Origin of the sequence: Nocardia asteroides (assembly GCA_019930625.1) — a bacterium.
GTDB classification, from domain to species: domain Bacteria; phylum Actinomycetota; class Actinomycetes; order Mycobacteriales; family Mycobacteriaceae; genus Nocardia; species Nocardia sputi.
The window spans coordinates 6,493,348-6,514,898 of sequence record CP082844.1 but is presented as its reverse complement, the minus strand read 5'-3'; the positions used below and the strand labels follow the sequence as shown (position 1 = coordinate 6,514,898).

Here is a 21,551-nt window from a genome sequence, read left to right as displayed (position 1 = left end):
GCCCTGAACAGGCCGTGGGCGCGATAACCGGCGCCTTGGCCTGGGCCACCGCCAGCGCAGCGGTGATCGGAGTGATCTTCTTCGCACTCTGGATGATCAACGCAGCACTGCGGATACTGCTCGGCGGCAGTCTGATCGGCGAGCGCCGCAAACCCGATGCGGCGGAACAACACTGACCTAGCCGCGCACACAGCCGACATCACGGCGTTGATCATCGACGACATCGTCGGTGGCGATCTCGTTGTTCGCGAAGCCTCTCGGCGCACCGAAGTCGAGGGATATCACTGGTAGAACCGCCTACCGAGCGGTGACCCGCGAGTTCCGGCGCGGTCAGGCGATCTCCGCCGGCCGGATCGTGGAGCGGCTGCCGGGATCGACACGGCATCGCTGGGCGGAATACCTGATGCTGCGGGCGCGGGTGCGCAGTCAGCTCGGGGGGTTCCCCCTCCGGTCTGATCGCGGCAAGACCCGCTATCGAAGCGTTCACACGCGACATCGACAGAGCCGATTACCATCGGGAACGATCGTGCGGGCCGTGCACTCGGCGGGCAGCCGTGGGTACCACGGGTCGACGAAAGGTGAGATGGGCAATCAGTTTCGCGGCCTGATCGACACACTGCGATCCAGATCGGTCGAGGCGTGCCGAGAGTTGTGCGGCGGTGTGGCCGAAGGATACCGATGGGGATTCGTCCGGCCCTTGGCGGATATCGTCGAATCCTTCCAGCACCTCGATCAGCGCGGGTACGTCCGATTCGAGCCGAGCGCGGCCGAGTTGGCAATGCGCAGGGTGAGCGACCCGCTCGTACGATTGGGCAAAGGCATCGGCTGGACGTACCGCGCCAGGTCTCCCGGCGGAGGTTTTTCGGTGTACAAGCCGGGATACCTGGAAGACATGTCGGACGGGAATGCCCCCATACCGTTGCGGTACGGCATTCCCTTCGGGGCAGGACACCTCGCCTACCGCGAGCAGGCCGCCTACCGCGTCGACGAAGCTCTCGGATTCGGTCGGGTCCCGCCCACAACGGTCGCCGACGGCCCGTATGGCCTCGGCTCGAACCAGATCTGGGTGCACTCCGGCCCGGCGCACCCGGTCACGCTGGTCGAGGATCTGTCTCCGGAACAACGGGCCACGCTCGAAATCAAAGCCGGGCTGCGCCACCTGATCACCGGGTATCCGCGGGTGCAATGCGAACAGATGGCGGTGCTGGATTACGTCATCGGCAATACCGACCGCCATCTCGGAAACTACCGCACCGGGCGGCACGGCGAGATCGTTGCCATCGACCATCAGCTGTCGTTTCCCGAGTCGCCGGATCCACGGATCGGTATTCGCTCCGGCTTCGTCAAACAATTCCTCGACGTCGAATTGAGCGAGGAGGTCATGGCACAGGTGAGAGCGGTCGATCTCGATCGGCTGCGCGCGGCCCTGCTCGACAGCAAAATCAGCGAGAAGGCCGTGGACGGCGCGCTCGCTCGGTTGGTCGAGATTCGCACGCACGGCAAGATCACCGGCGCGGCTTGGCCCGGCGAGTTCACCGGATTGCGGGTGCCCTGGCATTTCACCGAACCGTTGCCGGTCGGGTGGATCGAAAAGGTCAGGCACATGCCCGAATACGAGAACGGTGTGGTCGAGGTCAGCGACTAGGTGACCTAGCGCCTCGGCCCGGCGCCGCATGTCGAAGCTCGCCACGGCGGCACCTGTTGTGTCGCGCCGGAGCCGAGCGCTGGACAACCGATGACCGATGGTCTAGACAAAAAATGCGGTCGACCGTATGGTTGCATTATGGATAGTGTCGGGATGATGGCCCTGGCGACAGAGCTCGCCATGGTCAAGAGTCGACAGGACGTGCCGGCGGCATTGCGCCTCATGCATCCGGAGATGATCTTGGAGGCGCCCGCCTTCGGGACGGTGGCGCGCGGACTGAGGGACAACGAGGTCGCACTGCAAACCTTCTTCGCCTCGTTCCCGGACTATGACATCGAACTGGGCGGACGCGCGGCGGACGGAGAGACGCTGGTGTGCTGGGGCACGGCGCGAATGACCATGGCGCACAACCGGTTCGGAGTCGAGCCGAACGGCCGGCGCGCCGAGCTGCCGGTGTTCCTCCGCTTCGCGTTCGCGGACCGGCTGATCGCGGAAGAGTACTTCCACATCGATTTGGCGGAGCTGTGCGCCCAGTCGGGCGTCTCCACCGACGCGGTACGGCGGAAGCTGTTCGGAGGGAGATGAATCGTGGACGCACGGGTCAAGGACGTCGCCGGAATCGAGACCCGGCCACTGTTCGATGTCGTGGTGGATCTGGCGCCGCCCCTGCCCATCGGGAACGGGCGGGTGCTGTTCGGAGCGGCCGGTGGGTCGTTCGAGGGGCAGAAGCTGCGCGGCGCGGTGGAACCGGGCGGAGGTGATTGGGCGCTGTTCCGGCAAGACGGGAGCATGATGCTCGATGTCCGGCTCACCCTGCGGACCGACGACGGCGCCCTGCTGCAGATGACCTATGGCGGGCGGTGGGCCATGCCGGAGGAAGTGCGGGCCGAGATCGGGAATCCGGCCACGCGGCATCTCGTCGATCCGGAGCGCTATTACTTCCGCACCACGCCGGTGTTCGAAACCGGTGCGCGAAATTATCTGTGGGTCAACGACCTCGTGTGCGTGGGCTCGGGATATCCAGTCGAGGGCGGCATCGCCTATCGCGTTTTCGAGGTCCTTTGATCCGGGGCTTCGTGGTCGATGCGGCCATGTTCGACTCTTGGATATCGGGGACGAGTCGACTGTGGGTCGCAGCGGCATTGTGGCGAGACCGATCGGACAGTGCTCGATATTCGCCGGATCGTGCCGATGATTCGCGTGGAAATCCCGCCGGAGGACGCGCAGACGCCCATCGTCAGCACGTAGGTACAGCAGCTTCTGGAACGGGAAGGCGTACATCGCGACCGTGCACGAAGCCAGCAGCGCGATCAGCAGCTGCCGGCCGCCGTGAGCGCGAACATCGTGATGCAGTCGCCGGTGCGCGCCACGCAGATGGTGAACGCCCCGCCTTGGGCGCGGAATGGTGAATTTGCAGGTGCGGCTCTGGCGCCGTGGAGGACCGAGTACGACCCGGCTGTTCCCGCATGACCAGCGCCATCACCGTCGGCGCCACCATCGGCACCCTGGTCGGCGGCATCGGGCGGCGCGGCCGTCGGCTGTGTCCCGGCGAAGTAGATATTGGCGACCCCGACGAAACGTTCGTTGGGGGACACCCGACCCCGTCCGATCACCGCCGGGCGGGGTCTTCGGCGTTCCGGGCGGCCGGGCTCAGCGCGGTCGGGCGACGTCGAGCAGTATCCGCAGCAGATCTTCGGGAGCGTCTCGCATCAGGTTGTGCCCGCTGTCGAGCGCATGGGTCGTCCACCCGGCGTCGTACCGCAATCGCTGATAGATGGCGGTGAACGGCGAGAGGGTTTCCCACCGCGGCTTTGTCTTCGCGGGGCGCTCCCGCTTCCGATTGTCGTCGGCCGGGATGCTGTCGTTCGGCGCCGATTCGTGCTATCGAGAACGGATGACGCCGACGCGCTCCTTCTACGATGTCGTGATCGTCGGCGGCGGGCACAACGGTTTGGTGGCCGCCGCGTACTCGGCACGGGCCGGGCGGTCGGTGCTTGTGCTGGAACGGCAGGCGCACACGGGTGGCGCCGCGGTGTCGGCGCGGGTGTTCGCGGGCGTCGACGCGCGGCTGTCACGGTATTCGTATCTGGTGAGTCTGCTGCCCCGGGCGATCGTCCAGGATCTGGGCTTGCGGTTCGAGACGCGGCGGCGGTCGGTCTCGTCCTACACGCCGGTCGGTGACGGGGGTCTGCTGGTCTCGTCGGCGCAGGCGCGGACGGCGGCGAGTTTCGCCCGGCTGACCGGGTCGGATCGAGAGTTCGCCGCGTGGCGGCGGTTCTACGAGTCCACGGGGCAGTTGGCCCGGCGGGTCTTCCCGACGCTGACCCGGCCGCTTCCGTCCAAGGAGGCGCTGCGGCACATCGTGGACGACGCGGCCACCTGGGAGGCGCTGTTCGAGCGGCCGCTGGGCGAGACGATCGAGTCGACCTTCGACGACGACGTCGTGCGCGGGGTGGTGCTCACCGACGCGTTGATCGGCACATTCACCCATGCCCACGATCCGTCGCTGCGGCAGAACCGCTGCTTCCTCTATCACGTGATCGGTGGGGGAACCGGCGACTGGGACGTGCCGGTCGGCGGCATGGGCGCGCTGACCGACGCGCTGGCCGAGGCCGCGCGTGCGGCAGGCGCGGAGATCGTCACCGGCTGCGAAGTGACGAGCATCGAAACCGACGGCCGCACAGCGGAGGTCGGCTATCCGGACGGAAAGGTCGGCGCGCGTCACGTGCTGGCGAACGTCGCGCCGTACACACTCGCCGGACTGCTCGGTGACACACTGCCGCCGAAACCCGAAGGCGCGCAGCTGAAGATGAACATGCTGCTGCGCCGTCTTCCGCGGTTGCGCGACGCCGAGGTCGATCCGCGCGCGGCATTCGCCGGGACCTTTCACATCGGCGAGTCCTACGCTCAGCTCGACCGTGCCTACGGCGAGGCCGCGATCGGCCGTATCCCGTCCGCGCCGCCCGCCGAAATCTATTGCCATACCTTGACCGACCCGACGATCCTGGCGCCCGAACTGGCCGCGGGTGGCGCGCACACCCTCACGCTGTTCGGGCTGCACGCTCGCGGGAAGCTCTTCGCCGCCGATCACGAGGCGGCGAAGAACCAGATCGTGGAAGCCACGCTGGCGCAATTGGATTCGGTGCTGGCCGAGCCGATCGCGGACTGCTTGGCGACGGATGCCGACGGCGCGCCCTGCTTCGAGGCGAAGACGCCGATCGAACTCGAGCGCGAGGTCGGCCTGCCCGGTGGACACATCTTCCACCGGGATCTGGCCTTCCCCTATTTCCCGGAGGACGCCGACCCGGCCGACCCCGCCGCCCGGTGGGGCGTCGCGACCGGCCACCGCAATGTGTTCCTGTGCGGTGCGGGGGCGATCCGGGGCGGCGGCGTCAGCGGCATCCCCGGGCACAATGCCGCGATGGCTGTGCTCGACGCCGATCAGGCGGGCTGAGCGCGCAGCGCGATCTTGGCGGCGCGGCCCGGCGTCTCGGTGGCGATCGCGGCGTCCGCCGCGGCCTCCAGCGGATACGCGCCTTCGACGTCCAGCCGCAGCACGCCGCGGGCCGCGAGGTCGACCAATTCGCTGATGAGCTGTCCGCGGTGCTCGGGGTCGACCTCCTCGATCCGCTTGGCGCCCCAGAAGCCCTTGACCACGGTCTGACCGAAGATGAGACGGCCCGGATCGAGTGCGAGCGGCTGACCCGACAGCGCGCCGAAGGAGATCAGCTGGCCGCCGGGTGCGAGCAACGCCACTTCATCGGCAGCCGCGCGCCCGCCCACCTGATCGACCGCCCGGAGGATCGGAGCGCCCGACGTCGCCGCTTCCACTTGGTCGCGCCAGCCCTCGCTCTCGGTGTCGAGCACCGGCTCGTAGCCGAGTTCACGCAGCGCCGCGGCCGAGCCTGGGCCGCGAACCAGATTCAAGACGCGCAGACCGCGTTGCCGCGCGAAGACGTTGACGAGCCTGCCGACCGCGCCATTGGCGGCATTGATCGCCAGCCACTCGCCGGAACGCAGACCGAGATCCTCGATCAGCATCAGCGCGCTCAGCGGCATGGCCAGCAGCTGCGCCGCGGTCTCGTCGGGCACCGTGTCCGGCAGTGGAACGACCTGACGAGCCGGGACGACGAAGTACTCGGCCCACACGTTCTGCGCACCGGAGACCGTCACCCGCCGGCCGACCGACATGTGGGTGACCCCGGGGCCCACCGCGTCGACGCGCGCGACCGCCTCGCTGCCCGGGACGGCGGGCAACTCGGGCCGGTAGCCGTACACGCCGCGCACGATGGCCAGGTCGTGATTGTGGATCGGCGACAGGATCAGCGCGAGCCGCACCTCGCCAGGCCCGGGTTCGGGTACCGGGCGTTCGGCGGTGGTCAGCACGTCCTTCGGTTCGCCGAATCGTTCGATGACTACGGCACGCATATCCGCTCCTTCTCGATCAGTCGTCGGCGACAAGGACCTGGACGTCGATGTTGCCGCGGGTCGCGTTGGAATACGGGCACACCTGGTGTGCCTTGTCGGCGAGCGCCTGCGCGTCCTCCCGGGACAGATGGGGGAGCGAGACCTCCAGCGTAACCGCCAAGCCGAAGCCGCCGGCGCCGTTCGTGCCGATGCCGACCTTCGCGCCGACCGCCGAGTCATCGATGTTCGCCTGCGCCTGCTTGCCGACCAGGCGCAGCGCGGAATGGAAGCACGCCGCGTAGCCCGCCGCGAACAGCTGCTCGGGGTTGGTGCCCTCGCCGCTGCCGCCCATTTCCTTGGGAGCCGACAGGCCGACATCGATCTTGCCGTCGGTGCTGCGTGCGTGGCCGTTGCGGCCGTCCCCGTTGGCCAGGGCCTCGGCGGTGTAGAGGATCTGCATGTCTAGTCTCCTTCGTTCACTTGTGACTTCAGCGCGTCGGTCAGTCGGTGCAGGATGTCGCGCAACGCGACGACGTCGTCCATCGACAGGCCACTGGCCTCGGCCATCTGGGCCGGGATGTCGCCCGCCTCGGTCCGCAGCACGCGCCCGCGCTCGGTGAGCCGGATGTCGACGCGTCGCTCGTCGGCGGCCGACCGCCGCCGCTCGACCAGTCCCGCCGCCTCCAGCCGCTTGAGCAGCGGGGAGAGCGTGCCGGAATCCAGGTCGAGCGCGTGGCAGACATCGCCGACGCTGCGTTCGTCGCGTTCCCACAGCGCCAGCATCACCAGGTACTGCGGATAGGTGAGCCCGAGCCGTTCCAGCTTCGGGCGGTAGACCGCCGTCATCGCCCGGGACGCCGCGTAGAGCGGGAAGCACAGCTGCTTGTCGAGGGTGAGGTGATCGGTCATGAGCAATAACGTAGTGAGCAATTTTGTTGTGCACAATAGAAATGACCGGTAACGCTCGTCACAGCACCAGCATCCGAGGCGCTACGGCAGTGCGGCCGACCGACCTCGGTGCCGATTCCCTCGGTGGCTCACCGGGCCGGGAAACGCAGGACGCGATCGTCACCGTCCGCGGGGTCGCCCCGGCCGTCGGTATTGGAGGTGGTGAGCCACAACGCGCCGTCCGGTGCGACCGCCACGGTGCGCAACCGGCCGTAACGGTCACGGAGTTCGGCTCGAGGGCCACCTGTGCGACCTTCCGTGAGCGGCACGGTCCACAGCCGCTCGCCCCGCAACGCGGCGGCGTACAAGGTGTCCCCGGCGATGGCGATGCCCGAGGGGGAGGATTCGGCGGTGGTCCAGGTCACCAGCGGATCGGTGAAGCCGCGGTCGGCGCCGCCCGAGCCCTCGACGTCGGGCCAGCCGTAGTTGCGGCCGGGCTCGATCAGATTGATCTCGTCGAACCGGTTCTGGCCGAACTCCGCCGCGAACAATCGGCCGTCCCGGTCCCATGCCAGTCCTTGCACGTTGCGGTGGCCGAGACTGTAGACCGGCGAGCCGGGAGACGGATTGCCCGGAGCGGGGCGGCCTTCGGGAGTCAAGCGGAGGATCTTCCCGTTCGGGCTTGCCGGATCCTGCGATCGTCCGGCTTGCCCGGCGTCGCCGGTCCCGGCGTACAGCATGCCGTCCGGTCCGAACGCGATCCGCCCACCGTTGTGGTTTCCCGCCTCGGCGATTCCGGCGATCAGCACCTCCGGCCGGCCGTCGAGCCGGAACCGCACGATGCGGTTGTCCGTCTCGGTGGTGAAATAGGCGTATACGTAGGGATTTTCCGCGTAATCCGGCGCGACGGCGAGTCCCAGTAGTCCGCCTTCGCCGCGTGCCGCGACATCTGGCACCTGATACACCTGCTCCGGCGCACGGCCCGCGGCGACGCGCAGTATCCGTCCGGAGTCCCGCTCGGAGACCAGCGCGGCGCCGTCGGGCAGGAAGGCCAGGCCCCACGGAACATCGATGTCGGTCGCGACTTCCTCGGCGGCACCGAGGTCGGGCCACCCCGCCGGGTCGCTCGGTGCGATGGTGCCTGCACTCGCGGGCGGCGGGCTGCTCGGTCCGGCCGGGTTCTCTTCGCCACATGCCGCCACCGCCGTCACCAGGAGCACGGCGATCACCGCACGCGCTCGCGGCGCCTGCGAGTCCGCCCTCGCCATGGGGCCTCCGGTCCTGCGCTGCCCTCGGGCGGCCCATCGCGATCGACGGCCGGAACCCGCGCCTCGCAGAGGCGCTCGGATCCCGAGGAAGTGGCCCGCAGTCGACATCAGCCCAGATACGTTCCGTACCAGTCCAATACGCGACGCCACGCCTCGGTGGCCGCTGTGGCGTCGTACCGCTGGCCGGTATCGTTGAAGAAGGCGTGCTCGGCGTCGGGTGCGGTGAAGATCTGGTTCGGGTTGCCAGAGCGGGCCAGTGCCGCTTCGGCGGCGGGCCTGGAGGCGTTCACCCGAGCGTCGGACGCCGCGTACACCCCGAGCACCGCCGCCTTCGACGCGGACAGATCACCATTGTCCGGGAAAGGCCCGTAGAAGGGCGTCGCCGCGGCGAGCGGTGACGGGCCGGAGGCCAGAAGCAACCAGGTCAGGCCACCGCCGAAACAGAAACCGGTGGCGCCGAGCTTCTTACCCTCGACCCGGCGCTGGAGTTCGTCGAGCCCGGCGCGCAAATCGGCGACGAGCTGTTCGGGTGGAATACGTCCGAGTTCGGCGGTGGCCGCGGCCGGATCGGTGAACGCGGCCGTGCCGCCGCGCGCGGAGAGGAGGTCGATCGCGAGCGCGGAGTATCCGGCGCCCGCGAATCTGCCTGCCACCGAACGGATGTGGTCGGTGAGACCTTTGTTCTCGTGGACGACGAGCACACCGCCCCGTGGTTGCGGAGCGGGCGCCCAGGCGGCTTGCAACGACGTCCCGCCGGTGCCGGTGAACGTGACGGGGGTGGCGGGGAGTGCGGAGGCGGCACCGGGTGGCGGCGTAGGGGACGAAGGGGACGGCGCCCGCTCGGAGCTTCCGTTGTCGCTGTTCGCGCAGGCGGCCAGTAGGGCGGCCGCGGTGGTGCCGCCCAGCCCGAGCAGCCCCAGCCTTCGCAGTGCCTCCCGCCGGGTGAGTATGCCGTCGGCGTGATCGGCCGCGATCTCCTCCGCGATGTAGCGCTGCAGCGGCGTCATGCGCCTCACCATAATCCGCATCGCCCGCGCCTGGGCGGCGTTCACCCGCTGTCCGCCCGCGACAAACCGGCCCGACCGCACCTCCCACAAGATTTGCCAGCAGATTGCTAAGTTCGGCGCCAAGTCGGGCAATCGATGGCCGGTCTGTGAACCGGATACCGGTCGAGGGAGCGAGATGGCATCGCGGCGTGTCGTGGGACGAACGTTGATCAGGGCGGTCCGGATGGCGGCCACGGCCGTGGTGCTGGCGACCGTGGGTCTCGCGACGGCGCCCGCGGTGGCGGAGCCGTCGGTGGACGCGCACCGGGTGCGGTGGACCGCGTTGCACGACGGTCCCCAGCCGTATGCCGACGTGCACATCGACTGGGACGTCCCGATCCGGATGAGCGACGGTGTCGTGCTGAAGGCCAACGTCTACCGGCCGGTGAAGCAGGCAGGCGTGGTGGAGCAGCAGCCGCTGCCGACCATCGTGAACCTCACGCCGTACACCAAGCTCATGACCAATCTGATCGATACGGCGCTCGCCGTGCCCGGATTACAGCCGCTGACGTTGCGGCTGGTGAACCGGGTGAACCTGTCCCGGACGCCGGTCAGTGGTTTCGGTGACCTGCTGCACGCGGTCGACGGCGGCACCGTGCAGACCGTGCTCGGTCTCGATCGCAACCTGATCCGTGCCGGATACACCCAGGTTGTCGTCGACGTGCGCGGTACCGGTTTCTCCCAGGGGGAGTGGGACACCCTCGGCGAGCGGGAACAGCTCGACACCCGTGAGGTGATCGAATGGGCTGCCGCGCAGCCGTGGTCGAACGGCCGGATCGGGATGAGCGGCGGCTCGTACTCCGGAATCAACCAGCTCCGTGCCGCCGAGAACGCCCCCGCGCCGCTGAAGGCGATCTTTCCCGTGGAACCGGGCAGCGATCTCATGCGCGACGTCGTCGCCCCGGGCGGCGGTGTGGGGACGACGTTCCTTCCGATGTGGCTCAGCACCGTCAACCAGTTGAAGCTGATTCCCGACGTGCGGTCGATGCTGAACGGCACGTTCGACTGGCAGTGGCTGCACGAACGGATGTCCGACCCGGCCAGCAATGTCGACCTGCTGGCCCAGGCGCTGCTCACCCCTTCGCTCGATCACGTGCCGCCCGCGCTGGCCGACGCGCTGGACGCCGACAGTTACTTCCGGCGCGGCATCCAGGGACATCCGGAACGCATCACGGTGCCCACCTTCGTCTACGGCGGCTGGCACGACATCTTCGCCAACAGCGCGACCAAGCTCTACAACGCGATTCCGCTGCCCGCGGGCAAGAAACAACTGATCGTCGGCGACACCTATCACGCGAATCCCGGTGCGGGGACTGGTGTTCCCGGCGCGCCGCCGCGGCTGGACGTGTTGCAGCGGATCTGGTTCGACAAGTGGTTGAAGGACATCGACCACGGCTTGGGCGAGTTCGGGCCGATCACCGTGTGGGAACAAGGCGGCGGCTGGATCACCCTCGGGCAGTTCCCGCAGAAGGACTTCAACCATCGCCGCGTGTACCTGTCGGCCGCGCCGAGCGGCACCGCCGGAAAAGCCGTGCACGACGGATCGTTGACGATGAGCGTTCCGGACGAACGGCGGACCTTGACGGTGGCGCCGGGCCTGGCCGCGGCGTGTTCCCGCGACACCGCGCAGGGCTCGGCCGGGATGGCCGCGGTGCTGGACGTGTGCGCGAAGGACTCGCGCATCGCCGAGCGCAACGCGCTGACCTTCACGAGCGTGCCGATGACCGAGCCCACGGTCATCTCGGGCCCGGTGAACGTGCATCTCAACACCGTGCACGACGCCGCCGACGGCTACTGGAGCGTCACGGTGAACGACGTCGCACCCGACGGCTCGTCGAAGGTGCTGACCACCGGGCAACTCACCGCCTCACTGCGCGCCATCGACGAACAGAAGAGCGGCCGCACGCCGACCGGCGACCTGACCGACCCGTTCAACCCGATCACCCTCGACAGTGTGCAGCCGGTCGTGCCCGGTGAGCCGGTGGCGTTGGACATCGCGGTCATCCCGACTCAAGCGGTGCTGCAACCCGGACATCGGCTGCGGATCGACGTCTTCGCGGCCAACTCGCCGAAGGCGCTGGCCTTCCGGCCGATGCTCAACAACACCGAACTGAAGCCTCAGCACCTCAGGTTGGATCCGTCGGCGCCGAGCTTCGTCATCGTGCCGACCAACCGCCCGCTGGGCTGAGCCGCGTGGGCTGCTCCGAAGAGCGACCCACGCGAACTCACAGTTGCGAGCCCACCTCCGCGGAAATCAACTCGAGATGCCCGAGATCGCTCAGATCCAGCACCTGAAGGTAGATACGGCTGGTGCCGATCTCGGCGTACCGGCCGATCTTGTCCACCACCTCGGCGGGAGAGCCCGCCAGGCCGTTGGTCTTCAGCTCGTCCACCTCGCGTCCGATCGCCGCGGCCCGGCGCGCCACCTCGGCGTCGTTCGCGCCGACGCAGACCACCAGCGCGTTGGAGTAGACCAGATCGTCGGCCGCGCGGCCGCGCGCTTCGGCCGCGGCGCGCACCCGGTCGAACTGCCGCGCGCTGTCCTCGATCGAGGAGAACGGCATGTTGAACTCGGTGGCGTACTGCGCTGCCAGCCGGGGGGTGCGGGTGGCGCCCTGCCCGCCGATCACCACCGGCACCGGATCCTGCACCGGCTTGGGCAGGGCGGGGGAGTCGGTGAGCTGGTAGTACTTGCCGTCGTAGCTGAAGGTGTCGCCGAGTTTCGTCGCCCAGAGCCCGGTGATGACGGCCAGCTGTTCTTCCAGCCGGGCGAATTTGTCGGCGGGGAAGGGGATGCCGTAGGCGGCGTGCTCCTCGGCGAACCAGCCGCTGCCGAGGCCCAGCTCGACCCGGCCGCCGGACATCTGATCCACCTGCGCGACCTGGATAGCCAGCGGGCCGGGCAGCCGGAAGGTGGCGGCGGTGACCAGGGTGCCCAAGCGGATCCGCTGGGTCTCCCTGGCCAGACCGGCGAGGGTGATCCAGGCGTCGGTGGGGCCGGGCAGCCCGTCGGCGCCGCCCATGCTCAGGTAGTGGTCGGAGCGGAAGAACGCGTCGAAGCCCAAGTCCTCGGTGGCCTTGGCAACGGTGAGCAGTGTGTCATAGCTCGCGCCCTGCTGCGGCTCGGTGAAGATGCGTAGTTCCATGTCTCCCGACCCTAGTCTGTCGGCCGATCGGCGACTCGCGCCGATGGTCGCGCTTTGTCCGGCCGATCGCGTAGTTGCGGTCCTCGAAATCCAGAGGCGCTCGGTGCGATCGTCACTGCACGGGCCGACGAAGTGACCAGCCGTGGGATTGTGGCCGATGACAAGTTCGCGAGCACGAGATGCGCCACCGTAGGGGAAGAAGGTTCGAGTGCGCGATGTACCGGTGATCGTCGTGATGGGGGTGTCGGGTTCGGGAAAGACGACGGTCGGCACCCGGTTGGCCGACGCGCTTCGCGTCGAGTACGCCGAAGGCGACGACTTCCACCCGTCCGCGAACGTCGCGAAGATGGCGGCAGGCACGCCGCTGGGCGACGCCGACCGCGAACCCTGGCTCGACGCCCTGGCCGCCTGGATGGCCGAGCGACGCGGCCGGGGAGCTGTCGTCACCTGCTCCGCCCTGAAACGGGCATACCGCGACCGGCTACGCGCGAGTGCCCCCGATACGTTCTTTCTCCACCTGCACGTCCCTCGGGGTGAACTCGAGCGCCGCATGGCCGAGCGGCGCGGGCATTTCATGCCGTCGAGCCTGCTCGATTCGCAGCTGGCCGCCCTCGAGCCACTGGATCCCGACGAGGACGGCGGCGCCGTCGACGCGACACGACCTCCCGCGGATGTGGTCCGGGAAGCCGTGGCAGCACTGCGGAGATATGCCGGTTAGAGACCGCCGAGACCGGACAGAGCTTCGAAGCCCAGATCGAGCCCGCGCCACAGTGCGTCGATCTCGGCGGTGACGACCGGCGCCGAGGCGGGATCCCGCATGGCCAGCCCGTTGCCGAAGATGACGACGTTGGCGCCGGCGTCGGCCAGACGGAGCAGGGGACCGGTGGCGACGCCGGGACCGAGCAACGCGTCCAGGCCCTCGCCGAAGAAGTAGAAGCGCCACAGCGGCCCGAGGTCACCGCCGTAGACCGCCTTGGTCGTCTCCACGATCAGCGCGCCCTGCTGGGCGATCGCGTCGACGATCCGGAAATAGTCGCGCGCGTTGGCGACGGTGCTGCCGACAGCGGCGACGGAATAGGACAGGTCGACGGTCAGATGCGCGTTGTAACCGGCCATCGCGACGCGCGCGGGGGACAGCTCGCAGCGGCGGGTCAGGCCGAAATAGTGCGCCCAGTGCGGTTCGGCGGGGGCGCCGGTGAATTCGGCGTGCACATTCCGCAGGAAGCGCGACAGCAGCTCGAGGCTGATCCGATGCGCCCATTCCGGGTCGTCGAACGACGCGGAGTCGCGCTGGAGCGGCAGGACGGCGGCGTGTTCCACCGCGTCGAGCCCGAGGGCGAACACACCGCGCGGGTCGCGGTGGCCGACCAGGATCTCGGTGATCCGCCGGTGCTGGTCGATGGCCTGCTCCAGCTGCCGCAGTGACGAACCCGTCAGCGTCTCGGTGTCGGACAGTTGCGCGATCGTGGCGGTTTCGGCTGGGGTCAACGGGACGCCGCAGCCGGCGGAGAACGGTGCGGCGGAGGCGGTCGGCCCGACGAGGAAGATCGAGGCGAGTAGCGCCGTGACGACCGGCATCACCGCCGAAAGCAGGTGCCGCGCAGGCGTGCGCGCGAGGAGGGTTGCCATGCAGGCTCCGGGGGGTCGTGAATCGCGTTCTGCGCCGGGCAGCCGCCGTGGGTGCGCTCGGCGATGTGCCGCCGCGAGTAAACGCGTTGGCACGGGGCAGGATCGGAGCCTAATCGACCCCAGCGCACCGCGCAGTGTGGCCGCGGCGGTCAGCGCGCGGCGAAGCAGGAGCTGGCGGGCGCGCCCGGCAGGCAGATCTCGGCGATCGCGGAGACGAGCAGCCACGCACCGACCAGCAGTGAGCCCACGGCGATCGTGCCGAACACGAGAACCCACAGTAGGCCGGGCAGCCGGGTGAGCCGGGCGAGCTGATCGGCGTCGGAATCGACGTCCTGATAACGGGAACGCTGCTGCCGCGATCGGCCCCTTTGCAGTTCGATCACCGGACGTGCCCCGGCGAACAGCAGGAACCAGGCGCCCAGGTACGCGAAACCCGCTTGCAGAGTGTCGGTTCCGAACCAGGAGACGACGAAGACCACCGCCGCGAGCCCGAGTACGGTGATGCCGCCGTAGATGTTCCTGATCTTGATCAGGACCGCGGCGAGCAGGACGATGGCGGTCCAGAGCATCAGGGTGATCCGGCTCGCGCCCAGCAGAGCGGCGAACCCCAGACCGAGCAGCGGCGGCGCCGGATAACCCGCCATCGTGGTGAGGATCATCCCGAGGCCGTAGGGTTTTCCACTCGACACCGTGAGCCCCGAAGTGTCCGAATGCAACCGGATGCTGTTGAGCTTGCGGCCGGTGAGCAGCGCGACCAGCGCGTGCCCGCCTTCGTGCGCGATGGTGACGATATTGCGGGTGAACCGCCAGATGGGGGTGTAACCCACCAGCACGAGCGCCGCCACCGCGGCCGCCACCACCAGCCACCACGGCGGTTGCGCCTGAGTGGTCGTCAGACGTTCGGCGATGGAAGCACCGCGCTCGACAAATTCCGCTCTCTCCACCGCCGCACCTTAACCGCCCGACCACGCCCGCGCTCGGGGCATGCGTTCACCGGCGGCGTCGAACCATGACCGTCCGGGCCTCACTTCTTGCGCAGCACCCCTTCGATATTGCCGAGGATGCCGGTGAAACTGTAGGAAAGCGAACCGTCCGGCCGCAACGTGACCGTCGACCGAGAGCCGTTGTCCTGGCAGTCGGCCGCGCCGCCCGAGAGCCGTGCGACGAATGTCAGCTCTGTCTCGCCCGCGCCGGTCAGTGTCTCGGCACGTGAACATCGTTGGCCGCTCAATTTGCCGGTGTTCGACGACTGCGCGATCTCCTGGCCCACTTCACCGTCTCGAATGGTCAGCTCGATGTCGAACGACGCGAGGAAGTCGCGCGCGACGCCTGTCCACTCCCCGACGAAAGCCTGCGGAACACTCGTGCCGGCAGGACTGTCGCCGGTCGTATCCGCGTCACCGGTCGGCGTTGCGGTGGCTGTGGCGACATCGCGGTTGGGACGCGTGGTCTGCACGGTCGAATCGGTCGGATCCTGCTTCCGCAGCTGGGCGCCTACGACGAAGGCGGCGACGGCGACCGCGACGCAGACTACGAGCGCGCCGGCGATCAGCAGAGCGCTCCTCGTGCGGCGCGGAGGGGGCGCAGTGGTGGTGACCGGACCGGATCGAGGCGCGCTCTGGTGCGCGGGGTGGTGGGGTGGTTGTGTGAACGTAGGAGGTGCCTGGGACAGGCCGAAACGACCGGTCTGCATAGGTACCGATGGTCCGAGGTCGCCCGGTGTGTAATGGGGGTTGTCAAGGGGGCGGCGGACCATGGTGTCGGCGGTGCGCGCCGGGTTCGAGGCAGCAGGTGCCGGAAACTGCCGGTCGAATGGGCCGGAGTCCAGGTTCAGTAGCTCGACCGCGCGGCGGCCGACCTCCTCGAGCACCGGCGCGGGCAGCCAGCCGCCGCGGTCGGGTATGCCGAGCGCGGTGAGGCGGGCGAGTAGTTGGTCGGGAGCCGGGCGGGCCGCGGCGTCCTTGGTCAGGCAGGCCGCCACCAGCGGGCGCAGCCGTTCGGGCACGTCGTCGAGCTGGGGGTCCTCGTAGACCACCCGCCACAGCATCTGCACCGTTTCGCCGACGCCGAACGGTCCGTGACCGGTCGCCGCGAATACGAGGACGCCGCCCAAGGCGAAGACGTCCGCGGCCGGGCCGACCGGATCGCCGGTCACCTGCTCGGGACACATGAATCCCGGTGAGCCGATCACCTTTCCGGTGGTGGTGAGCTTGCTGTCGTCGACAGCGCGGGCGATGCCGAAATCGATCACCTTGGGACCGTCGAGGGCCAGCAGGACATTCGACGGCTTGAGGTCGCGATGCACCACACCGGCCCCATGGACCGCCGTCAAGGCCTCGATCAGCCCGTGCGCCAGCACGAGCAGCGAGTTCTCGGTGAACGGCCCGAACCGGTCGACCGCGTCGGCCAGCGAGAACCCCGCCACGTAGCCGGTGGCCAGCCACGGCGGATCGGCGTCCACGTCGGCGTCGAGCACTGGCGCGGTGAACCTTCCGCCGACCCGTCGCGCCGAGGCGACCTCGCGCCGGAAGCGCTCACGGAATTCGGCGTCGATCATGTCCGGACGGATGACCTTGACCGCGACGGTGCGGCCACCCGCGTTCCGTCCCAGGTAGACCCGCCCCATGCCACCCGCGCCGAGCACGCCGAGCAGACGGTAGTCCCCGATCCGCGTCGGATCGTTCGTGCCGAGCGGTTGCATGGCGCAGCTTGTTCCCTTCGAATGGCGTCGATCCTCCGAGAGGCTACCGATCGGGCACGTCGGTGTCCGGGCAGCCCGCTGCCGCCGCTAACCCGCCATGCTCGGCGCCGCCGCGGGCTGCTCCCGACGGGCGCGCCTGGCCAGCAGATATGCCGCGCCCGCCGCGGGAATGTTCATCAGAACTCCGTACACCGCGCCCGGGACGGCCATGGTGTCGTTGTGCAACACCGAAGCGGCGACGGCGATCGCGAGCGCCGCGTTGTGCACGCCGATCTCCATGGCCGAGGCGATCGCCTGTTCGGTTTCCACCCGCCACAGCCGGGGGACGAAGTAGCCGACGGCCAGACTGATCACGGCGAAGGTCAGGCAGATCGCCGCCAGCTTCCCGACGTGCTCCGACAGCACGTCCAGATTCGTCCCCACTCCGGCCGCGATCACCAGCACGAGGACCACGACGGACAGGATCTTGACCGCGCCGCGCATCCGCCGCGACCACCCGGGGAACCGCCGGTGCACCAGCATGCCGATCGCGACCGGCACGAGCACGATGGCGAAGACCTGGGCGAATTTGTCCGGGCGCAGTCCGACCGATCCTTCGCCTTCGAGGAACAACGCGTAGGACAGCGCGACCACCACCGGCATGGTGAACACCGCGAGCACCGAATTGATCGCGGTGAGCGTGATGTTCAGCGCCACGTTGCCTCCGGCGATGTGACTGAACAGGTTGGCCGACGCGCCGCCCGGCGACGCGGCCAGCAGCATCATGCCCGCGGCCAGTGCGCCTTCGAGCCCGAACAGCTGGATCAGGCCGAGGCACACTGCGGGCAGCACCACCATCTGGCAGGCCAGCGCGATCACCGCCGCTTTGGGGTAGCGCAGCACGCGCGCGAAATCGTCGATCGTCAAGGTCAATCCGAGCCCGAACATGACCAGGGCCAAGGCAGGCGGCAGGAACACCGCGAAAACCGATGAACCCATTCGGATCTCCTCTCCGCCGAAGGGCCGGTTCCGCCCGGCCGATCCGGGAATCGACGTTATCGACTCACGGCGGAGGTGGCCAGCCCCGATCAGGCGGTGACGGTCACACCCCTGGCCGCCGACTCGCGTGCTTTCGCCAGCAGGCCCACGGTGATGACGGCGTCGCGCGGATCGACCGGAACCGGCGCGCCGTCGAGTAGCGCGGCAGCCATCGCGGAGTAGAACGCCGGGTAATCGCCGGGCGCGGTTGGTGTGGGCGCGAAGCCGGATTCAGCGCCCAGGACGCCCCAGCGGTCGGGGTCTACCGTCCCCCACGGCGATCCGTCGTCCGGGCGGCGACCGGACCGCAGCGCGTCCTCCTGCGGGTCCAGGCCGTAGGTGACATAACCGGCCGCCGACCCGAGTACCCGGAAACGCGGACCGAGATGGGGGGCGACGGCGCTCATCCACAAGTGGGAGCGGACGCCGCCGGTGTGGGTGAGCGCGACGAACGCGTCGTCGTCGGTGGTGATCCCCTCGCGCCGCCGGTCCAGCTCGCAATAGACCGAGCGCACCGGCCCGAACAGCGTCACCACCTGATCCACCAGGTGGCTGCCGAGGTCGAGCAGGATGCCCGCGCCCTCTTCGTCGGTGCCGATCTCCCGCCAGCCGCCTTTCGGCACCGGACGCCAGCGTTCGAACCGTGACTCGAAACGGCGCACCACGCCCAGCTTTCCGGTGCGCACGAGTTCGCGCACGGTACGGAAGTCGCCGTCCCAGCGCCGGTTCTGGAAGACCGACAGAGCGACCCCGGCCCGCTCCGCTCGCGCGACGAGGTCTTCGGCGTCGGCCACCGACACCGCGAACGGTTTGTCCACCACCACCGGCAACCCGGCGTCGAGCGCCCGCCCGGCCAGCGGCGCGTGCGTGTGGTTGGGCGTCGCGATCACGACCAGATCGATCCCGGTCGGCGCGGCGAACAACTCCTCGGCCCGCGCGACCACACGCACACCCGGGTGCTCGCGACGTGCCTGCTCGGCGCGTTCCGCCGACGACGTGACGACCGCCGCCACCCGCATCCGAGGCTCGGCGGCGATCAGCGGAGCGTGGAACACCGACCCAGCCAAGCCATAGCCCACAATGGCGACGTCGAGGATGCTCATACCGCGACGCTACCGTCGTACCGCCCCGTGTCGGGGCTCGGGAGCACGGACGCGAATCTTCCGGGTGATGGACGAGTGCGGCTCGCCGACGAACCACTACATCGCGGACATTTCCGGCGGAACTCGCCGCCCGCTGCCGTGATGGCCCGATCCTCGGACTCGTCATCCTCGCGTGCTGGTATCGACTGCTCGGCTGCGTGCCCGACACCGCGCGTGCGCCGCACGAGCCGACGGCACAGCCATTCCCATCCGCACCGCGTCAACGACCGCGGCGGGCCGTTCGTTCAGTGCGGGGTCGCCGCCGAGTACTCCTGCTCGGGCCGTCCGGTGCTGCCGTACCGTAGGCGCATGCGCACGGCGCCGCTCGAGACGAGGGCGGCGAGGTAGCGTTGGGCGGTGGCGCGGGAGACGCCGATGGCCGTGGCCACCTCACCGGCGGACAGTGGTGCGCCCGCCTCGTGAATGGATCGCAGGACAAGGTCTTTCGTGGGGGAAGGCGCCGCCGTGGCCGGTGCCGTCGTGGTGGCGGTGGGGCGCAGTGCGTGCAGCGCGGCCGACACCCGGGTGTTGTCGATCTGTGGTGCGGCGAGGATGCGCCGGTAGCGGGCGTACGCGGCCAGCCGCGCGGCCAATTCGGTGTGCGGGAACGGCTTGATCAGGTAGGCCAGCGCGCCCGCCGTGATCGCCGCTCGCACGGCGTCGCTCTCCGTTGACGCGGTGAGAATCATGGCGTCGCAGCGGATCTCGCGGACGAAGTCGATGCCGGAACCATCGGGAAGGTAGATGTCGACCAGCGCCAGGTCGACCGGCTGCGCCGCGATGAGCGTCCGCGCGGCGGCGAGGGTGTTGGCGGTGCCCGCCACGGTGAACCCCGCGATGGATTCGACTATTCCGGCGTGCAGATTCGCCACCCGGAAGTCGTCGTCGACGACGAGGGCGGTCAGAGCTGTTGTGGCCACGGCACCTCCCTGCCGACGAGCACGCCCGGCATGCGCGCGATGAATTCGGCGCCGGTGAGCGGCGGCCTGCCGCCACCCGGGCTGGACAGCCGCACGTCACCGCCGTGGGCGCGCGCGATCTGGCGGATGAGGGCCAGGCCGACCCCGCGTCCGCCGGGAGCGCCGTGGTCCTCCCGGGTGGAGATCCCCTCGGTGAACAGCGTGTCGACCAGCCCGGGCGCGACTCCGTCTCCGCTGTCGGCGACCGTGATGTGCAATGTCGAATCCTCCTGTACCAGCTCGACTTCCACCTGACGAACGGGACGGTCGGTGGCGCGGACGGCCTCCATCGCGTTGTCGAGCAGATTGCCCAGCACCGTCGTCACGTCCACCGGATCGATGAGATCGCCCTCGACCCACGTGTTGGCTCCGAGCACGAGCTCCACGCCGTTCTCCCTGGCGTGCGCGGCCTTGGCGGCCAGGAATGCCTGGAGGTAGGCGTCATGGATGGCGTCGATGCCGGGTGTCGCGGCGCCGAGCGGGCCCGCGCCGACCAGTTCGTCGATCGATCGCGAGGCCTCCTCGACCCGCCCGCTGTGCAGCAGGCCGCTGATCAGATGCATCTTGTTGGAGAACTCGTGGCGCTGCGCGCGCAGCACCGTGCTCATCGACTGCACGGCGTCCAACTGCCTGGTCAGCGATTCCACGTCGGTGCGGTCGCGTACGGTGAGCACCGCGCCGAGGTCGCGTCCTTCCCGGCTGACCCGGCGCGCCGAGACGACGACGGCGTGCGAACCGACCGTCGCCGGGGAGGGCTGCTCGTCCATCCGGCGAAATGTCTCCAGCACCCGGCGCGTCAACCCGATCTCCGCCACCGGCCGCCCGATATCCGGCGCGATACCGAGCAGCCTGCGTGCCTCGTCGTTGACGAAGGTCGTCCGCCACGACGCGTCGACGGCGAGCACGCCGCCGCCGATGCCGTGCAACACGGCGGCTTGGCCGCGAACCAGTTCGGCCAGTTCGTCCGGCTCCAGTCCGAGCGTCAGGCCCCGCCATCGCCGGGCGAGCAGGATCGAGCCCGCGATGCCGACCAGCAGCGCAGCGCCGACCAGCGCGCCCGCGGTGCGCAGATCGTCGAGCAGCTGATCGCGCACCGCGTCGGTGGAGATGCCGACGCTCACCGCGCCGACCACCTGCTCGGAATCAGGGGCTCGAACCGGGACTTTCGCGCGCACCGAGTCGCCGAGCGTGCCGCGTTCCTCGGTGATCGACTCCCGGCCCGCGAGCGCCGCGGACGGGTCGGTGCTGACGTGTTCGGCGAGCCGGCCGGGATCCGGATGCGCTAGTCGGATGCCCGCGTCGTCGACGATCACCACGAACAATGCCCGGTTGCTCAGAGTGGCGTCGACTGCCAGCCGCTCCAGTGGGCCCGTGGCGAGCTCCTGATATGTAGCGGAATCATCGCTGATGGTGCCCGGCGCATACCGGGCCACCTCGCGGCGCACCACCGGGTCGGCGGCGACCGTCCGCGCGACGGCCAGCGCGCGCTGCCCATAGGTGTCGCGCAGCCGCTGATCGCTGAGGTAGCCGAATACCGCGAACGCGACGCCCAGCGTCAGCGTGACGACGACGATCTGCGACAGCAGAACTTGTGTCCGCAACCGCACGGCCCTCGCGCCCTCACTGGCCATAGCCGCAGCATAGACCACTCGCACCCGTATGAGCAGAACGCGCAAAACCTGCGAATTTCGCGTTTGTGTCTG

Annotated in this window: 21 protein-coding genes; 7 read left to right on the top strand and 14 right to left on the bottom strand. The window is 69.1% G+C overall.

The window, feature by feature from the left end; genetic code table 11:
• Positions 1 to 14 precede the first annotated feature (14 nt).
• The 4 genes from K8O92_29455 to K8O92_29440 all read left to right on the top strand — a co-directional run bounded on the left by K8O92_29455 (position 15) and on the right by K8O92_29440 (position 2,710).
• Positions 15 to 176 (top strand): hypothetical protein, encoded by a 162-nt coding sequence (locus K8O92_29455; GenBank protein ID UAK31827.1) that lies wholly within the window; start codon positions 15 to 17, stop codon positions 174 to 176.
• Positions 177 to 583: 407 nt separating this feature from the next.
• A complete protein-coding gene (locus tag K8O92_29450) occupies positions 584 to 1,645 on the top strand; it encodes a hypothetical protein (GenBank protein UAK31826.1) in 1,062 nt (353 codons plus the stop codon).
• A gap of 138 nt (positions 1,646 to 1,783) precedes the next feature.
• Entirely contained in the window at positions 1,784 to 2,230 is a 447-nt protein-coding gene (locus K8O92_29445; protein UAK31825.1) for an ester cyclase, read from the top strand.
• Positions 2,231 to 2,233: 3 nt separating this feature from the next.
• A complete protein-coding gene (locus tag K8O92_29440; GenBank protein UAK31824.1) occupies positions 2,234 to 2,710 on the top strand; it encodes a DUF3237 domain-containing protein in 477 nt (158 codons plus the stop codon).
• Positions 2,711 to 2,955: 245 nt separating this feature from the next.
• Here K8O92_29440 and K8O92_29435 read toward each other — a convergent pair whose 3' ends face one another.
• The gene (locus K8O92_29435; GenBank protein ID UAK31823.1) at positions 2,956 to 3,240 is read right to left on the bottom strand and encodes a hypothetical protein; all 285 of its coding nucleotides are present in this window, start codon (positions 3,238 to 3,240) and stop codon (positions 2,956 to 2,958) included.
• Between the two features lie 299 nt (positions 3,241 to 3,539).
• Here K8O92_29435 and K8O92_29430 point away from each other — a divergent pair, with 299 nt between their 5' ends.
• Positions 3,540 to 5,099, top strand: coding sequence for an NAD(P)/FAD-dependent oxidoreductase (locus K8O92_29430; GenBank protein ID UAK31822.1), 1,560 nt, complete (start codon positions 3,540 to 3,542; stop codon positions 5,097 to 5,099).
• Here the strand turns inward: K8O92_29430 and K8O92_29425 are convergent.
• The 5 genes from K8O92_29425 to K8O92_29405 all read right to left on the bottom strand — a co-directional run bounded on the left by K8O92_29425 (position 5,087) and on the right by K8O92_29405 (position 9,215).
• Entirely contained in the window at positions 5,087 to 6,073 is a 987-nt protein-coding gene (locus tag K8O92_29425) for a zinc-binding dehydrogenase (protein ID UAK31821.1), read from the bottom strand. The two genes, K8O92_29430 and K8O92_29425, sit on opposite strands and share 13 nt — an antisense overlap.
• Positions 6,074 to 6,089: 16 nt before the next feature.
• Positions 6,090 to 6,512: an organic hydroperoxide resistance protein gene (locus K8O92_29420; GenBank protein UAK31820.1), complete on the bottom strand. Its 423-nt coding sequence runs from the start codon at positions 6,510 to 6,512 to the stop codon at positions 6,090 to 6,092.
• A gap of 2 nt (positions 6,513 to 6,514) precedes the next feature.
• Positions 6,515 to 6,961: a MarR family transcriptional regulator gene (locus K8O92_29415; GenBank protein ID UAK31819.1), complete on the bottom strand. Its 447-nt coding sequence runs from the start codon at positions 6,959 to 6,961 to the stop codon at positions 6,515 to 6,517.
• A gap of 128 nt (positions 6,962 to 7,089) precedes the next feature.
• Entirely contained in the window at positions 7,090 to 8,208 is a 1,119-nt protein-coding gene (locus K8O92_29410) for a PQQ-dependent sugar dehydrogenase (GenBank protein ID UAK31818.1), read from the bottom strand.
• Between the two features lie 107 nt (positions 8,209 to 8,315).
• Positions 8,316 to 9,215 (bottom strand): dienelactone hydrolase family protein, encoded by a 900-nt coding sequence (locus K8O92_29405; GenBank protein UAK31817.1) that lies wholly within the window; start codon positions 9,213 to 9,215, stop codon positions 8,316 to 8,318.
• Positions 9,216 to 9,438: 223 nt separating this feature from the next.
• On the opposite strand from K8O92_29405, the gene K8O92_29400 reads away from it, so the two are divergent.
• Positions 9,439 to 11,442, top strand: a complete 2,004-nt coding sequence (locus K8O92_29400; protein UAK36013.1) for a CocE/NonD family hydrolase — start codon at positions 9,439 to 9,441, stop codon at positions 11,440 to 11,442.
• Positions 11,443 to 11,479: 37 nt separating this feature from the next.
• Here the strand turns inward: K8O92_29400 and K8O92_29395 are convergent, their stop codons facing one another.
• Entirely contained in the window at positions 11,480 to 12,400 is a 921-nt protein-coding gene (locus tag K8O92_29395; GenBank protein UAK31816.1) for an LLM class F420-dependent oxidoreductase, read from the bottom strand.
• A 235-nt stretch (positions 12,401 to 12,635) separates the two neighbouring features.
• On the opposite strand from K8O92_29395, the gene K8O92_29390 reads away from it, so the two are divergent.
• Complete coding sequence (locus K8O92_29390; protein UAK36012.1) at positions 12,636 to 13,118, top strand: gluconokinase; 483 nt, start codon at positions 12,636 to 12,638, stop codon at positions 13,116 to 13,118.
• On the opposite strand, the gene K8O92_29385 is transcribed toward K8O92_29390, so the two are convergent.
• From K8O92_29385 to K8O92_29355, 7 genes are all read right to left on the bottom strand, one after another.
• Positions 13,115 to 14,029 carry a DUF5995 family protein gene (locus K8O92_29385; protein UAK31815.1) on the bottom strand — a complete coding sequence of 305 codons (915 nt, stop codon included), beginning with the start codon at positions 14,027 to 14,029 and terminating at the stop codon, positions 13,115 to 13,117. The two genes, K8O92_29390 and K8O92_29385, sit on opposite strands and share 4 nt — an antisense overlap.
• A 149-nt stretch (positions 14,030 to 14,178) precedes the next feature.
• Entirely contained in the window at positions 14,179 to 14,973 is a 795-nt protein-coding gene (locus K8O92_29380) for a M50 family metallopeptidase (GenBank protein UAK31814.1), read from the bottom strand.
• An 80-nt stretch (positions 14,974 to 15,053) separates the two neighbouring features.
• The gene (locus tag K8O92_29375) at positions 15,054 to 16,730 is read right to left on the bottom strand and encodes a protein kinase (GenBank protein UAK31813.1); all 1,677 of its coding nucleotides are present in this window, start codon (positions 16,728 to 16,730) and stop codon (positions 15,054 to 15,056) included.
• Positions 16,731 to 16,817: 87 nt separating this feature from the next.
• Positions 16,818 to 17,708, bottom strand: a complete 891-nt coding sequence (locus K8O92_29370) for a bile acid:sodium symporter family protein (GenBank protein UAK31812.1) — start codon at positions 17,706 to 17,708, stop codon at positions 16,818 to 16,820.
• Positions 17,709 to 17,797: 89 nt separating this feature from the next.
• Positions 17,798 to 18,850: a Gfo/Idh/MocA family oxidoreductase gene (locus K8O92_29365; GenBank protein ID UAK31811.1), complete on the bottom strand. Its 1,053-nt coding sequence runs from the start codon at positions 18,848 to 18,850 to the stop codon at positions 17,798 to 17,800.
• A gap of 284 nt (positions 18,851 to 19,134) precedes the next feature.
• Positions 19,135 to 19,809 carry a response regulator gene (locus K8O92_29360; GenBank protein ID UAK31810.1) on the bottom strand — a complete coding sequence of 225 codons (675 nt, stop codon included), beginning with the start codon at positions 19,807 to 19,809 and terminating at the stop codon, positions 19,135 to 19,137.
• Entirely contained in the window at positions 19,791 to 21,479 is a 1,689-nt protein-coding gene (locus K8O92_29355; protein ID UAK31809.1) for a sensor histidine kinase, read from the bottom strand. The genes K8O92_29360 and K8O92_29355 overlap by 19 nt, the downstream gene beginning before the upstream one ends.
• Positions 21,480 to 21,551 lie beyond the last annotated feature (72 nt).